The sequence below is a fragment of the Dyadobacter sp. 32 genome (assembly GCF_902506755.1).
Classification (GTDB): domain Bacteria; phylum Bacteroidota; class Bacteroidia; order Cytophagales; family Spirosomataceae; genus Dyadobacter.
In genome coordinates, this window is sequence record NZ_LR735258.1 from 863,656 (window position 1) to 877,690 (window position 14,035).

The window sequence follows — 14,035 nt, forward strand, 5'->3', positions numbered from 1 at the left end:
GTGCTTGCGTTTTGTGATTCAGAACTGTGGAAGTGAATAAGGAGCCTCTAGTTTAACGAATCTTCAACCGGTTTCATATTTTTGGTCAGTAAATGTATGATTCCCCATGCAACGATGTAGGCCAGTCCACAAATGATGAACAGAATGTTGTACCCAGCGCCGATATCACCCTGATTCTTGTAAAAATCAAGGAGTGCTCCAACGAGAAGGGGGAAAAACGTTGAACCCAGCGACCCCACCATTCCTCCAATCCCAACGACAGAGCTGATGGCGCGTTTGGGAAAAAGGTCGGATACACTTGTAAAGATATTTGAACTCCAGGCCTGGTGCGCTGCTGTGGATACGCTTATGATTGCAACAGCCATCCATACGTTGGTTGCATACTGTGCAAAGATAATTGGTAGCACTACAAGTGCTGCTATTAACAAAGCCGTTTTTCTGGCTTTAAAAGGTTTCCATCCCTTTTTGATGAGCCAGGAAGACAAGTATCCGCCACCAATACTACCAAAGGTTGTGGCCGTGTAAATTACAACAAGCTGAAGGCTTGGCTTTTTTAGATCAAGCGCAAAGGTTGTGGCAAAGTAGGAGGGGAGCCAGAAGAGATAGAACCACCAGATAGGATCGGTAAGGAATTTCCCAACAATAAAAACCCAGGTTTGCTTTAAACGGAGCAGGGTAATCCATTTGATCGGCTTCTCTTTTCCTGTTGTAATGGCCTCGTTGTCGCTGTGAATGTATTCAAATTCAGCCGGTTTTAGTTGTTTGGAACGGGAAGGAATTTCGTAAAAAATAATCCAGAACACAAGCCACACGAATCCGATAGCGCCGGTGATGATAAAAGCTGTTTGCCAGCCATAAGAACCAAGTAGCCAGGGAATTAGAATCGGGGCAATTACGGCGCCTATGCTCGTTCCCGAGTTGAATATGCCTGTGGCTAGTGCACGTTCCTTTTTTGGAAACCACTCCGCTGTGGCCTTCACCGCTGCCGGAAAGTTACCACCTTCGCCCAGTCCAAGAATGGCGCGAACAGCTCCGAAACCAAAGGTGCTTTTGGCGAAAGCGTGTGCAACGGCGGCAATGCTCCAGACGGTGATTGATATCGTATAGCCCAGTTTGGAACCGATACGATCTATAAAATTTCCAAAAACGATGTATCCCAATGCGTAGCAGGCCGCAAAAACCATCACAATATTGGCATAGTCCGTTTCGGTCCAGTTAAATTCAACTTCAAGCGTTGGTTTAAGATATCCTAGGATCTGTCTGTCGACGTAGTTGATGGTAGTTGCAAAGAAAAGAAGGGCGCAAATAACCCATCGGTAATTACCAGGTTTGGTTTTTTCCATGTGAATGAAGAATGAAACGCTACGAGCTTTGGTTAGTTTGATACTACTGGTTTGGAAAATAAGACTACAATAATGGGATTCTACCCCTTAATGAAATTCGAAGTCTTTTTGATTCAAATGAATTTTGAAGTTGCGTAAATAGGCCGGAACCAGAATTTTTTCGAGCTGTAGACGTTGTTTAGTCCGGTGTGCATTGATATGTAGCGTATTAACCGTCATGGAACGTCGGGGGCTACGAGCACTGAATTCAGTAAAAATTGGTTGTAATTCAAATTTACTAATTTTGACCATTTGGTAATAAATCTAATGTGGGATAGCCGTGAGGGCTACCAATATAGTTTCGTAAACTCATGGTTGAAGATCGGGTGTTAAGGAGTCTTGTGTTTTTTTGTTTGGTAATTTTTTCCATAAATCCTGCTCATGCGCAGGAAAGGCGCTACAGTTTTGAAAAAGGGATGATGGGTTCCCCATTTAAGCTGGTGTTTTACGCATCAAGCGATTCCATAGCTGAGGTCGCCGCGCGGCACGCTTACCATCGTGTGGAGGTGCTTAACGAGATGATGAGTGATTACCGGGATGGCAGTGAAATTAACAGGCTCTCCGCCACCGCCGGGAGTGGTCAATGGGTTCCGGTAAGCAAAGAGCTTTTTGAGATTCTGGAGGTGTCAAACGATGTCAGTGCAAAAACGGATGGGGTATTTGATGCGACGCTTGGCCCGGTGGTACAAATGTGGCGGCGTGCAACCAGAAAATCAACGCTCCCTGGCCGTGCGGAGATTGATTCAGCACGCTCAAAAACCGGGTATAAGAAAATGGAGCTTGATCCTGTAGGGCAAAAGGTTCTTTTAAAGCAGAAAGGCATGCGACTGGACATCGGAGGGCTTGGGAAAGGTTTTGCCGCAGAAGAGGCCATCCAGGTGCTGAGAGGATACGGAATCACATCGGCCATGATGGATGCAGGTGGCAAAATTGTGCTCACCAATCCTCCACCAGGCAGCGAAGGGTGGCAAATTAATATTTCCAATGGGAATGACTCGTTGGAAACATTAACGCTTAGTAACGTTTCTCTGGCAACCTCTGGTCCTACCTACCGATACATGGAACACCAGGGCGTACGATATTCGCATATTGTGGATCCAAAAACGGGGATTGGTCTGCTGTTTCATGTGCGGACCACGGTGATTGCTCCCAATGGTACCATATCTGACGCCCTTGCAACGGCATTTAGTGTGGCGGGCATAAAAAAGAGTAAATCATACGCCCGCCGTTTTCCGGGATGTCGTGTGTGGCTGGTGGAACAGCGCGGCGGAAAAACGGTGCAATGGAACTCCATCAATAGGAACCGGAAATAACCGAGAAACGGAACGATATAGCTGATCAATTACCGTTTTTCACGTCTAATACAGGATGGGCTACCAGCGCTTTGGCGAGCTCCTCCTCATTGGTTAGATCCAGGCGGAGGGGCGTGATAGAGACGAAATTGTTTTCCATAGCCCATCTGTCCGTCCCGATTTCTGAAGCTTCCAGCGGAATGACGGTGAACCAATAATGCTTACGTCCCATCGGATCCAATGCCGGAACGATCTTGTTGTCGTAGAGCCTTACGGATTGTCGTGTCCATCTCACTCCCTGTGGTTTGGAGGGAAAATTTACATTAATCAGGTTCAGATGCGGACTGTCGAAAAGAACCTCCAGCGCCTTTTCTACAAACGGGTCGAGCAGGTCAAAGTCGGGTTCTACGTCTCCGGCGGGTGTACTTAATGCAATTCCTTTTATGCCAAACAGGACGGCCTGCTTTGCAGCGGCAAGCGTACCGGAGTGCCACATGGCATTTCCCAGATTGGGCCCCATGTTGATACCCGATAATACGACATCGGGCTTGTCCCAAAGGTGCTGCCCCAAAGCGACGCAATCTGCCGGTGTGCCATTGACGCGGTAAGCCTCTATTCCATCAAAACTAATGGGAGATTTTTTATAAGATAATGGGCGGGAAGCTGTTATGGCATGTCCCATAGACGATTGCTCAACGTCAGGCGCTACGATCTTTACCTCACCAAATCGAGAAGCAATTTTGGCCAGCGCCGCAATACCCGGGCTGTATATGCCATCATCATTCGTTACAAGAATTTTCATGGTCGACTAAATTTTTCGTTAAATTCTAATAAAACTGTGCCTGGTATGTTTTTTATGGGTGCACTGCTCGACATGGGTTCCTTACCAATTGTAGTTTCAAGCTTCATTGCGTTGGTGTCACCTTAAATTCAAATATGGATAGCAACAGATCTTAGACATGAAAAAAGCACAGCTTTTACACAATCCGACAGCGGGTGAGAAGGACTTCTCCGGTAAGGAGCTCATCAAATTAATTGAGAAGCAGGGCTACCAGTGTTCGCAGGCCTCAGTGAAAGAAAAGGGTTGGGACGAGTTTGATAGTGAAACTGATTTTTTGATCTGTGCCGGAGGTGACGGTACCATCAGACGTATCGTTAAAGCCTTGATGAAGCGTAAAAGGCTTGACAAGCAGTTCCCCATTGCCATTCTCCCGCATGGTACGGCCAATAATGTCGCAGGAACCCTTGGTATAGGGGGGAGCCTTGAGGAAACCATCAAATCATGGCAGCAGTGGGAGCTCAAAAAATTCGATATAGGAAAGGTTTATGGATTAAAAGAAGATCTCTTTTTCCTCGAAGGATTCGGATGTGGTATTTTTCCCCGATTGATGAAGGAAATGGAAGTTCAGGAAAAAGAAGAGCCTGATACCAGGGAGGAAAGAATTAAGATGGCAAGAAAACAACTTCACGACATTGTCCTGAATTACAAACCTGTTTCTTGTAGAATCGTTGCAGATGAGGTGGAACATTCAGGAAAGTACATTATGGTGGAAGTCATGAATACCAAATCAATTGGACCTAATCTTGAACTTGCACCGCATGGAGATCCCGGAGATGGTGAGTTTGATGTGGTTCTTATTCCGGAAAGTCATCAAATGAAATTCGAAAACTTTCTTTTGGATCGTATCCATGGTGGAGAAGGTGAATTTGTATTTACGACCCTAAAAGCCAAAAAACTGGAAATCACCTGGAAGGGCAGGGATGTACATGCGGATGATGAGCGTTTAAAACCAGAGGAAGAACTTAATGTTAAAATTGAAATTCTGCCGGGAATGATTGAGTTTTTAATCTGACCGGAGCAGGTACTTTTTGTCAAACGTTACGTACGACTGTAGGAATGATTGATAACAATTTGTTATTGATTATAATTACTTGGCATTGGTTTGAGCCCGTAGGACCATTTACTTTTGTGGAGTTATTCACTCTGAGCATAGGCCGGAAGTTTGGTCATGTTCAAATTATAAAAAGTAGCGCCATGGTTAATACCGATATTTGTATCATAGGAGCAGGCCCTGTTGGCTTGTTTGCCGTTTTCGAAGCGGGTCTGTTGAAAATGAGATGCCATCTGATTGATGCACTTCCTGTGGTGGGGGGACAGTTGTCAGAAATATATCCTCAAAAGCCCATTTATGACATACCGGGGGCACCAGGTATTATTGCAGAAGATCTGGTGTCAAATCTGATGCGTCAGATAGAGGAATTCAAACCCGGGTTTACGCTGGGCGAACGTGTAGAGGAATTAGTTAAACAAGATGACGGTAGTTTTATAGTCATTACCAATGAGCAGACAAGGGTTCACTGTAAAGTAGTTGTGATCGCCGCCGGTCTGGGCAGTTTTGAACCGAGAAAGCCCCTGGTGGAAAATCTGGAACAATTTGAGGGTAGGGGTGTGCACTACATGGTGAAAAAACCTGAGCAGTTTAGAAATAAGTCGGTGGTGCTTGCCGGTGGTGGAGATTCCGCATTGGACTGGACTATTTTCCTGGCAGATGTAGCGTCCAGGGTAACACTGGTACATCGTGGGGATACTTTTCGTGGTGCACCCGATTCGGCAGAAAGGGTATTTTCGCTGGCAGCAAGCGGGAAGATCGATCTCCTGTTGCAGTCTCAGGTGAACAGTCTTGGGGGGAACGGTGTTTTGAAGGAAGTCTCCGTGCTGGATAATAAAAAGCAGTCCACGACAATCAGTACCGATTACTTTATTCCGCTGTTTGGATTAAGTCCGAAGCTAGGGCCGATTGCTGACTGGAACCTGGGTGTAGAAAAATCAGCCATTGTTGTTGACACCTTCGACTATGCCACAAATGTGGAGCGTGTCTATGCCATTGGTGATATAAACACGTATCCGGGAAAATTGAAGCTAATCCTTTGCGGATTTCATGAAGCGGCAATTATGATGCAAAGTGCCTTTAAATTTGTATATCCTGACCAGAAACTAAGTTTTAAATACACAACTGTTAACGGCGTTAATGCCTTTTAACCATGATAGATATTTCAATAGAGGGCCAGAACGGGGAACGTCGGGTACTGGAAGTGCCTGAGGATATGGGACTCAATCTAATGGAGGTTCTGAAAGCCTATGAATACGATATTCAGGCTACGTGTGGCGGAATGGCACTTTGTGCTACTTGCCACATCGAAGTTCTGGAAGGAGGCGAGAAGCTGGGTGAAATCAATGATAATGAAATGGCAACACTGGATACATTGCCCGACGCGGATAGAAACAGTCGCCTGGCCTGCCAGCTGAGACCTGATGCAGCGATGAACGGACTGGTGATACGGCTAAAATGTAATAACTAACACTAGATCTGACAGTTGAGTTTTTTTAGGGATTGCTCAAAAAATGATTTTGGGAAGAAGGGGCTGGAAAACTAACAGCCCCTTTATCATTTTCGTCGGTCAGAGTATTCCTGGCGAGTTGCTCTCCAGCAGAGCTCGTTTCCGCTTTCTCTGACATTATAAAGTTATTACTTTTATCAAAAAGCTCATTCACATTTTTACTTTTTGCGATTGCCTTACTTTCTGAAAAGGTCTGCATTGGTGTTTTCCCATAACAATATCTACCGCTATGTGCTCTTTCTGAATTGTAATACTCCATCCATTTATCCATATCAAGTTGCAGAGATTCTAAGCTATTGTAGATTTTTTTTCGGAATGCAATAGCATAAAATTCTTCCTGCATGGTGCGATGAAAACGCTCGCAAATCCCATTCGTTTGTGGGCTCTTAGCCTTTGTTCGAGTGTGATCAATATCCTCGATATTTAAATAAAGCTGGTATTCATGCTGTTCCTTCGCACCGCAATACTCTGTGCCTCGATCCGTCAGTATACGTAGTAAATCAACTTGTTGGTCCTGATAAAATGGCAAAACTTTATCGTTGAGCATATCAGCAGCAACCAATGCATTTTTGCGATCATAAACCTGCGTAAAAGCTACGCGGCTGTATGTGTCAATAAATGTTTGCTGATAAATCTTACCAACACCTTTTATATATCCGACATAATAAGTATCCTGAGCGCCCAGATAACCTGGATGATGAGTTTCTATTTCACCTCTGCTTTGCTCTTCTTCCTTTTTACGTTCCAGTGCTGCGACTTGTATATCGGTCAGAATTATTCCCTCCTGGGCGACCTTTGCATCAAGTGCTTTTAAACGCTTTTGAAACGTTTCCAGATCATGGCGAACCCAGACACAGCGAATGGTTGAAGGTGCAACTGAAATTCCTCTTTTCCTTAATTCATTAGATGCACGTTGTTGCCCGAACGCTGGCGATTCAATGGCGTAGGCTACTACCACATCCTCAATCTGCTTTTCGATCCTGTTCTTTAACAGCGGTTTACTTCTGCTTATTTCTTTCAACGCCAATTCTCCACCTTCATCATACAGTTTTTGAAAGCGATAAAAGGAATCTCTCGAATAGCCCATTACTTTACAGGCATCGGATACATTTCCCAACTTTTCGGCTAATTTTAACAAGCCAAGTTTGGGTTGAATTAACTTTTGCGTTGTCGTCATAACTTAACTGATTTTATGGTTAGTAAATTTACTAACTGTCAGATTAAGTCTCAACTATTACAGCTAAAATCTCTTGAGATGGCGTAAGGATTATCCTATCTTAACAATACATTTTACCGTCGTAGAATAGTGCCTTTGATCCGCGGGATCACTAAGCTGACCCATTTTTGATGCATCAGTCCTGAAAAGTGAAGTCCGTCCCGGGCAATCATGGTTGGATCATTTAATGCTTTTCGCGATTCCTCCGTAATGTCAATAAACAGAATTTTGTCGGTTTCACATTCCTCTTTGGCTATGGCGTTAAAACTGTCAATGGAGCGGGCAATGGCATCTCGCTCAGTGGGTGAGGCAAAACTGCTAACCCCCCAATCGGGTATGGACAAGACAAATACGCGGTCCTTATTGCCTCCGGCTAACGCAACTGCTTTCGTTAACAATTGCTTGAATTCTGTTCTGAATTCCTGTGTTGAGCGACCCTGATACTGATTATTTACACCAATCAGTAGAGAAACCATATCGAACGACCTGGCAGGCTTGTAGTCTGCTATTGCGTTCAGCAGGTTGCCTGTGGTCCATCCGGTTGTAGCAATTATTTCTGGCTTTCCAATCTTAATATTCTCACTGGAAAGCTCCCTCGCCAGGATTACGGGCCAGCGCTCCGCTTCGGTAACGTTCTGCCCGATGGTGTAGGAGTCGCCCAGTGCCAGGAAGCTACGTTCCGTGGTGTCTCGCGGCGTTTTCATTTCCGGAATATCGTCCATGCGCTCTGTACAGGACAGGGAAAGGAGCATCGCTATGAGAATTGTGAAATATATTTTCATGATCAGTTTACAATACAGGTGCTAAACTAAAAACATTCAAACCGGTTAGCGATTATGCTGATCCAGGGTTGAGTTATCCTCGTTTTATCTTCATATACCACTGTTGAGGCCCTTTAGATCAATCTCCTCATCATTTTACAGCGTTGACATCCAATTTTAGGCCATTACACTTACAAGGCTAAGGACCGGGCGGGCGAGTGCCTCATTTCCCTCAATAATGACCACGCTGCTGGCTGTATCCATTGATAGTCCCTTTGTAAAGAGTTTCCAGGCCACCTCGGGAGTAATGGTTACAGCACTGGTTATTTCTTTTTGAGTAGCTTTGGTCAGTATCCAGTTTGAGTCATTCCAGAGAAGATACCACCTCCCTCCAACTTCGGAGGTTATCTCTATCCGCACCACGTCGCCTGTGGTGCCGTTTACGTCCCTGTAAGCATGTGGAAGGCCCTGTAACAGGGTATCAATGAAGGGATAAAAGAATTCTCTGGTGATAATACCTTGTTTACCTACGGCGTCACGTATCTGTTGCTGGTGATGCCATTTCTCGGTGAATTCTCGTGCAATATGAAACCAGTTTTTGGAAGTAGTTTCGCCTGCCCATGCTACGGCAAAAATGGCAGGTGCATGAGGATCTAAAGTTTGTATGAACTGGGAGTTTTCTTTACCTGTACTTTCCAGAAGATCAGTCAGGACAGTGGTCCCAATTCTTTCGGTTGCCTTGATCCAGTCAGCATTTAACTGATTCAGATATGCGACAAGGTCGAGGTAACTGGAGATTTCCCGATCAGGAGCTACAAAATGCCCATCTCGGGCCATGGACAAGGTTCTCAGATTGGTGTCCAGTAAATGAGATGCAACCTGTTTCACATTCCACAGGCGCGCTATTGTGGGCTTCTGCCAATCATCTTGGGAGAGGGAGCGCAAAAGTTCGATCAATTTTGCGTCCAGTTTGGTAAAAAGATGTCGTGTTTCTATCATGGCCATTTACTGAATCGAAGTGAGTATTCCCCGATTGATTCTGAGTTTTAGGTTGAAATACAAATACAAAATTAACTATCCTTCGTTGGTTTCTATTAGGTGGTGAAGTGATGCAATGATAAAATGGTTTCGGTGGTACCTTATTTCAGCCAATTCAAAGCAATTTTGTGTCTTTTTTGTCTTTCATTAATTTCATTATAACTTCTTCTATTACAGTCGTTTGTATTTTATTTAAAATGGTCGGGTAGCAAATATCGCTGAAAGTAGTTTGTCAAAATGCTGTGCACAATGCTCGATTTGAGTAATTTTGAGCCAATTACAGACCAATTAGCCAGGTGAAGATTTGATTGGATGCACCGGCCTAAAATAATAACAAACATGACCTACTGCTTAGGTATTAAGGTGAAGGAAGGATTGGTGGCGCTAGCCGACACCCGCATTACCGCCGGAACAAATACCACAACCAAGAAAAAAGTTTACATTGCCCAGAAAGACAATTATTCCCTCTTCATTATGACCAGCGGTCTCCGCTCTGTGCGCGACAAAGCGGTTCATTATTTTCAGGAATTAATTGATGATGGCGTCGTTTATAACAAACTTTTCAAAGCCGTAAATGCCTTCGGCGAACAGATCAAGCGGGTGGCTGAGGAAGATAGATTGTCCTTAGAACGAGCCGGATTGAAGTTTAATCTGAATACAATTGTGGGTGGACAGCTTAAAGATGATCCCGACCATAAATTATTTCTGCTTTATTCGGAAGGGAACTGGGTGGAGCTTGATGAAGGATCTCCTTATGTTATTATTGGTAATTCCGGGCAAGGCAAGGCGATACTGAATCGTGTGCTGAATGATGACTCGACAATGAAACAGGCCCTTAAGGCTGGGTTTTTGTCATTTGATTCTACACGGGTGAGTAACAACGACGTGGATTTTCCCATTGATGTGGTGCTTTACAAAAAAGATAGTTTTTCGATCGTTGAACATCGGTACGAGCAGAAGGACCTGGCAAGAATCTCGGAAATATGGGCAGAGAAATTGAAACAGGATCTAGACGAAATACCAGAAGACTGGATGGATAGATCGTTTGCCAAAATTCCGGTGGTTCCAGGGGAATAATTTTCAAAACAAACGTTTTGGTTACTTTTTGGCCTGTTTGAAATTGAATCGTCTTGAACGGTTCAATTTCAAACAGGCTCTTTTATTCTAGTCCATATTTATCTATCAGATATACCATGGCTGCCATTGCGGCTGCGCCCAGTTCCAATTCACGCTTATTTACCTTGTCAAAGGTGTCGTTTGGTGCGTGGTGATAGTCAAAGTACCGTTGCGTATCGGGCATCAAACCGAGTAGGGTAGTGCCCAGTGGTCCAAGTGGACCAATATCTGCGCCACCACCACCAACACCCAGCTGATGCATCCCGTAAGGCGCAAAGAGCTTGGCCCAGCTTTTAATTTTTTCTTTCTGCCTAGCAGAGCCTACAATGCCGAAACCCAGGGGAGTGAAACCACCCCGGTCAGATTCTATTGCCGCCAGGTGCTTTTCCTTTTTGGATCTTGCAGAATCGGCATAGGCCATTCCTCCTTTCAATCCATTTTCTTCGTTCATGTACATCACGGCACGCAGGGTGTGGTTAGGCTTGTAGCCTAGTGCCCTCAACAATCTAAGCGACTCTATCGACTGTACACAGCCAGAGCCATCGTCATGAGCGCCATGACCGAAATCCCAGGAGTCGAGATGACCGCCTACTACAATGTAGTGATCTGCTTTGGCCGCACCACGCAACTCGCCAATTACATTATGTGAGGCAACATCAGGCAATGTCTCGCAATTTTGCTGAAAGTGAAATTTGGTCTGCGGGTTCTTGGCAAGCGTCTTGCTGAGTAGTTCTGCTGCGTTCGTGGAAACAGATGCAGCAGGAATCATGGGCACTCCGCTGGCATAACGCATACTTCCGGTATGTGGTATGTCGTCCAGGCGGGTGGTCATGGAACGTACTATGCACCCGATCGCCCCCATTTTTGCCGCTTCGCTGGCGCCGGAGCCGCGTTGGTCCACAGCGCCGGCGTAGGCATCAAACGTACTGAATCTGGTAGGATCCATAGGTCTGTTGAAGAACACTATTTTCCCTTTCACCAGGGCGGGATCCTTCTCACGCAGTTCCTGGAAGTTTTTTACCTCAATCACCTGAGCGGTAATGCCACCTTTAGGGGTAGAAATAGAGCCTCCGAGTGCAGTAATCGGAACAGCAATCTTACCCGTTTTTCCGGTAACAATCCAACCCTGTTCCTTTGCTCCCCTTATCCAGTGAGGCACGATTACATCCTGAAGGAACACATTGTCAAACTGTTGCTCGATCATGACATTCCTGGTATACTGAACAGCTTTGGCTGCACCGGCGGATCCGCTCAGCCGGGGACCTACTTTGAAGCACAAATCCCTCAGCACCTCATAGCATTTCCCGTCGCTAAGCGCGGTATTGAAAATTTTTCGAATAAAAATTGAATCTGTCTGATATTCTGATTGCCCTTTTGCGGTATGGTGTGCACAAGCGGCACTTATCAAAAGCGCCAGAAGATGTCTTCTCATTTCTTGGTGGATGGTTTAATTTGGTGATTTTTGGGCTAAGACGGGACTACCTCTTTACCTTGCCTCTTCGCAATGGAAAGTAGCAAAGCGGGTAGCAATATCAGGTTGGTACACATGGCTACCAGCAAGGTGATAGATACCATTACGCCCATTGCTGCCGTGCCGCCAAAGCTTGAGGCTGCGAAGATAATAAAACCGGAAAATAAAATAACCGCCGTATAGATCATACTCAAACCAGTTCCAAAAATCGAATTCGTTACTGCCTGGGACGGGCTAAGACGTTTTTCATAAAGTTCTTGCCGGTAGCGGGTCAAAAAGTAAACGGTTCCATCCGAGGCGATACCAAATGTAATACTGAAAATGAGGATTGTTGTTGGTTTGAAATAGATTCCAAAATAACCCATAATACCCGCAGTCAGCGCCAGTGGAATCAGGCAGGGCAGTTTGGAAAGAAGTATAATGGGAATGGAACGGAACAACACCATACCTACAATCGCAATCAATATAATGGCGATCAAAAGACTTTCGTACAGATTGCTTAGCAAATAATCATTGCTTTTCAGGAAAACAAGGCTGTGCCCGGTCAAGCTCACTTTGTATTCTGCGGGGCTAAAAATGGAATCCACCTTTGGCCGGATTTTATTCATGAGTTCTTTGATCTTTTCAGAGCCGACGTCAGCCATTTGGAAACTCACCCGGGTAACCCGCTTGTCCTGATTAAGAAAAGCGTTGGTCTGTTTGCCCAAGGCGCCCTGCTGCCCCTGCGCGAAACTATTGAGCTTATTAAGTTCCATTACACCAGGAAGGGCATAGTATTTGGCATCTCCGCCACGATAGGCCTGGTATAAAAACCGGGTTGCTTCCACTACCGATACCGGTTTGGAGAATTCCGGAAATTTGGCCATCTCGTTTTGTAATGATTTAATTTTATAGAGTGTTCGTGCCTCATCTCCAAACACACCATTACGCTTTTTGGTATCTACCATTACTTCGAACGGAAGCACGCCATGAAAGTTCTTTTCAAAAAAGCGAAGATCTGTATAAACGACGTCCTTCTTTGGAAGATCGTCCACTACATAACCTATTGTTTTAATTTTTGTCATTCCATATGCTGAAATGACGATCAGCAAAACCATGGAGATGTAAATCTCTTTACGGCGGTAATGCACCAGATGATTCACAGTCTTTAAAAAGCCCGACGCCCATTTGCCATCCAAATGTTTCATATGACGCGATTTTGGAACGTCCATGTAGTGCAGGGTGATCGGCAGTAGCAACAGACACAATACGTACGTGATCATGACGCTGATGGCGGCAACAACGCCAAACTCTACCAGCAGGCTGCTATTGGTAAAATAAAATACACCAAACCCAATGGCCGTAGTCATGTTGGCCAAAAATGTGGAAAGTCCGATCTGACGGATCATCTCACGAATAGAATCATCCTTACTACGGTTTGCCTTAAGTTCACCCTGATATTTGTTGATCAGAAAAACACAATTGGGAACACCGATCACAATCAGCAGGGGAGGGATCAGGCCGGTTAGCGCGGTGATTTTATATCCAAAAAGATGAAGCAGGCCTACGGAAAATACCACACCGATCAAAACCACAACAATGGACAATAGGGTGAGCCGCAGTGATCTGAAAAATGCCCAGAGTATGACCAAAGTGACCAGCACAGCAAGTCCCATGAAAAGCTCCATTTCGGAGGAGATTTTTTTCATGTTGACCGTCCGTATGTAAGGCATACCGGAGTAGTGCAGATCGGTTTGATACTTGGTAGCAAATTTTTCTGCCATGGTCTCAATATCACCCACGATGGTCAGGCGATTCTTTGAGTTCAGCTCTTTGTCGTTGAACGTAATTACAATGAGGGTGGCGTTGGTTTGGGAATTGATAACCAAACCTTCGTAAATGGGCAGGTTGTTTATTTCTTTTTTCAGGCTATCGACTTCTGCCTGCGTTTTTGGCAGTTCCTTAATAAGTGGAATGAGGTCAAATCGGCGAAGGCTATCGTTTCGTTCCAGTTTGGAAAGGTTGGCCAGTGAGAGAACAGTCTTTATTCCTTTTTTTTGCTTGATTTCCTGAGAAAGCTTACACCAATCGCGAAATTTGTTTGCTTCAAATAATTCCGCATCCTGCCAACCGATTACCATCACACTGCCATCTTCGCCAAAGAGTTTCCGAAATGCCTGATATTCTTTTTCGGTAGGATCGTTGGAGGGAAGAATTCTTGCGAACTGATAGGAGAGTTCTATTTTACTGGCCTCGTAAGCCATAAACACGGTTGAAACCAATACGAGTCCAACCCATAAAAGACGGTAGCGAATAATGGCAGTCGCTATTTTATTCCACATATAAAGTACTAAAGGTGCTGCAAAAGTTGCAAAGATACG

Annotated in this window: 11 protein-coding genes and 1 pseudogene; 5 read left to right on the top strand and 7 right to left on the bottom strand. The window is 44.9% G+C overall.

Going from position 1 to position 14,035, the window contains the following annotated elements; translation table 11 throughout:
- Positions 1-47: 47 nt before the first annotated feature.
- Entirely contained in the window at positions 48-1,343 is a 1,296-nt protein-coding gene (locus DYADSP32_RS03370) for an MFS transporter (RefSeq protein ID WP_149244032.1), read from the bottom strand.
- Positions 1,344-1,798: 455 nt separating this feature from the next.
- Here DYADSP32_RS03370 and DYADSP32_RS03375 point away from each other — a divergent pair, with 455 nt between their 5' ends.
- Entirely contained in the window at positions 1,799-2,695 is an 897-nt protein-coding gene (locus DYADSP32_RS03375) for an FAD:protein FMN transferase (protein ID WP_414617481.1), read from the top strand.
- Between the two features lie 25 nt (positions 2,696-2,720).
- On the opposite strand, the gene surE is transcribed toward DYADSP32_RS03375, so the two are convergent.
- A complete protein-coding gene (gene surE / locus DYADSP32_RS03380; RefSeq protein WP_149244030.1) occupies positions 2,721-3,476 on the bottom strand; it encodes a 5'/3'-nucleotidase SurE in 756 nt (251 codons plus the stop codon).
- Positions 3,477-3,633: 157 nt separating this feature from the next.
- On the opposite strand from surE, the gene DYADSP32_RS03385 reads away from it, so the two are divergent.
- The 3 genes from DYADSP32_RS03385 (at position 3,634) to DYADSP32_RS03395 (ending at position 6,034) form a co-directional block, all read left to right on the top strand.
- Positions 3,634-4,527 carry a diacylglycerol kinase family protein gene (locus tag DYADSP32_RS03385; protein ID WP_149244029.1) on the top strand — a complete coding sequence of 298 codons (894 nt, stop codon included), beginning with the start codon at positions 3,634-3,636 and terminating at the stop codon, positions 4,525-4,527.
- Between the two features lie 182 nt (positions 4,528-4,709).
- Positions 4,710-5,714 (top strand): NAD(P)/FAD-dependent oxidoreductase, encoded by a 1,005-nt coding sequence (locus tag DYADSP32_RS03390; RefSeq protein WP_149244028.1) that lies wholly within the window; start codon positions 4,710-4,712, stop codon positions 5,712-5,714.
- Positions 5,715-5,716: 2 nt separating this feature from the next.
- Positions 5,717-6,034, top strand: a complete 318-nt coding sequence (locus tag DYADSP32_RS03395) for a 2Fe-2S iron-sulfur cluster-binding protein (protein WP_149244027.1) — start codon at positions 5,717-5,719, stop codon at positions 6,032-6,034.
- A 181-nt stretch (positions 6,035-6,215) separates the two neighbouring features.
- On the opposite strand, the pseudogene DYADSP32_RS03400 reads toward DYADSP32_RS03395, so the two are convergent.
- From DYADSP32_RS03400 to DYADSP32_RS03410, 3 genes and pseudogenes are all read right to left on the bottom strand, one after another.
- Positions 6,216-7,250, bottom strand: a pseudogene (locus tag DYADSP32_RS03400) (IS481 family transposase); the annotation flags it as partial.
- Between the two features lie 113 nt (positions 7,251-7,363).
- Entirely contained in the window at positions 7,364-8,071 is a 708-nt protein-coding gene (locus tag DYADSP32_RS03405) for an SGNH/GDSL hydrolase family protein (RefSeq protein ID WP_414617482.1), read from the bottom strand.
- A gap of 156 nt (positions 8,072-8,227) precedes the next feature.
- On the bottom strand, positions 8,228-9,049 hold the full coding sequence (locus DYADSP32_RS03410) for a maleylpyruvate isomerase N-terminal domain-containing protein (RefSeq protein ID WP_149244026.1): 822 nt from the start codon (positions 9,047-9,049) through the stop codon (positions 8,228-8,230).
- A gap of 378 nt (positions 9,050-9,427) precedes the next feature.
- On the opposite strand from DYADSP32_RS03410, the gene DYADSP32_RS03415 reads away from it, so the two are divergent.
- Positions 9,428-10,165, top strand: coding sequence for a peptidase (locus tag DYADSP32_RS03415; RefSeq protein WP_149244025.1), 738 nt, complete (start codon positions 9,428-9,430; stop codon positions 10,163-10,165).
- Positions 10,166-10,247: 82 nt separating this feature from the next.
- On the opposite strand, the gene DYADSP32_RS03420 is transcribed toward DYADSP32_RS03415, so the two are convergent.
- Both DYADSP32_RS03420 and DYADSP32_RS03425 read right to left on the bottom strand, forming a co-directional pair.
- Positions 10,248-11,636 carry a M28 family peptidase gene (locus tag DYADSP32_RS03420; RefSeq protein WP_149244024.1) on the bottom strand — a complete coding sequence of 463 codons (1,389 nt, stop codon included), beginning with the start codon at positions 11,634-11,636 and terminating at the stop codon, positions 10,248-10,250.
- 35 nt (positions 11,637-11,671) lie between these two features.
- A complete protein-coding gene (locus DYADSP32_RS03425) occupies positions 11,672-13,996 on the bottom strand; it encodes an MMPL family transporter (protein WP_149244023.1) in 2,325 nt (774 codons plus the stop codon).
- Positions 13,997-14,035 lie beyond the last annotated feature (39 nt).

Excerpts from the sequence above, each read along its gene's own strand:
- DYADSP32_RS03370 (WP_149244032.1), bottom strand. The coding sequence starts at position 1,343 with ATGGAAAAAACCAAACCTGGTAATTACCGATGGGTTATTTGCGCCCTT.
- DYADSP32_RS03375 (WP_414617481.1), top strand. The coding sequence starts at position 1,799 with ATGATGGGTTCCCCATTTAAGCTGGTGTTTTACGCATCAAGCGATTCC.
- surE (WP_149244030.1), bottom strand. The coding sequence starts at position 3,476 with ATGAAAATTCTTGTAACGAATGATGATGGCATATACAGCCCGGGTATT.
- DYADSP32_RS03385 (WP_149244029.1), top strand. The coding sequence starts at position 3,634 with ATGAAAAAAGCACAGCTTTTACACAATCCGACAGCGGGTGAGAAGGAC.
- DYADSP32_RS03390 (WP_149244028.1), top strand. The coding sequence starts at position 4,710 with ATGGTTAATACCGATATTTGTATCATAGGAGCAGGCCCTGTTGGCTTG.
- DYADSP32_RS03395 (WP_149244027.1), top strand. The coding sequence starts at position 5,717 with ATGATAGATATTTCAATAGAGGGCCAGAACGGGGAACGTCGGGTACTG.
- DYADSP32_RS03405 (WP_414617482.1), bottom strand. The coding sequence starts at position 8,071 with ATGAAAATATATTTCACAATTCTCATAGCGATGCTCCTTTCCCTGTCC.
- DYADSP32_RS03410 (WP_149244026.1), bottom strand. The coding sequence starts at position 9,049 with ATGATAGAAACACGACATCTTTTTACCAAACTGGACGCAAAATTGATC.
- DYADSP32_RS03415 (WP_149244025.1), top strand. The coding sequence starts at position 9,428 with ATGACCTACTGCTTAGGTATTAAGGTGAAGGAAGGATTGGTGGCGCTA.
- DYADSP32_RS03420 (WP_149244024.1), bottom strand. The coding sequence starts at position 11,636 with ATGAGAAGACATCTTCTGGCGCTTTTGATAAGTGCCGCTTGTGCACAC.
- DYADSP32_RS03425 (WP_149244023.1), bottom strand. The coding sequence starts at position 13,996 with ATGTGGAATAAAATAGCGACTGCCATTATTCGCTACCGTCTTTTATGG.